This is a genomic window from Mycobacterium sp. E3305 (assembly GCF_001666785.1).
Lineage (GTDB): Bacteria > Actinomycetota > Actinomycetes > Mycobacteriales > Mycobacteriaceae > Mycobacterium.
In genome coordinates this window covers 1-504 of the sequence record NZ_LZJA01000309.1, presented here as the reverse complement: position 1 = coordinate 504, position 504 = coordinate 1, and the positions used below count along the sequence as shown (strand labels likewise).

Sequence of the window (504 nt, the reverse complement as noted above, 5' to 3'; positions counted from 1 at the left end):
GCGTGGTTCTTCCTGTTCCTGCTGGCCGTTCTGCTGGTCCTGGGCATCTACGTCGTGCTGCAGTTCGCCCGCCGCCGCCGCGTCCTGCGGTTCGCCAACATGGAGGTGCTGGAGCGGGTCGCGCCGGCGCGCCCCAGCCGCTGGCGGCACGTGCCGACGATCCTGTTGGCCACGTCGCTGGTGCTGCTGACCACCGCGATGGCCGGGCCGACGTCCGACGTCCGGATCCCGCTCAACCGGGCGGTCGTGATGCTGGTGATCGATGTCTCGGAGTCCATGGCCTCCACCGACGTCCCCCCCGACCGGCTGACCGCCGCCAAGGTGGCCGGCAAGCAGTTCGCCAGTCAGCTCACGCCGGGCATCAACCTGGGCCTGGTCGGCTTCGCCGGCACGCCATACCTGCTGGTGTCGCCCACCCCGCAGCACCAGGCGACGATCGACGCGCTCAAGAAGCTCGACTTCGCCGACAGCACGGCCACCGGCGAGGCCATCTTCACCGCCCTG

The 504-nt window shown here is 70.4% G+C and carries 1 protein-coding gene; it reads left to right on the top strand.

Going from position 1 to position 504, the window contains the following annotated elements:
* On the top strand, positions 1 to 504 hold a 504-nt coding region (locus A5701_RS26785; protein ID WP_156670289.1), incomplete at both ends, for a VWA domain-containing protein.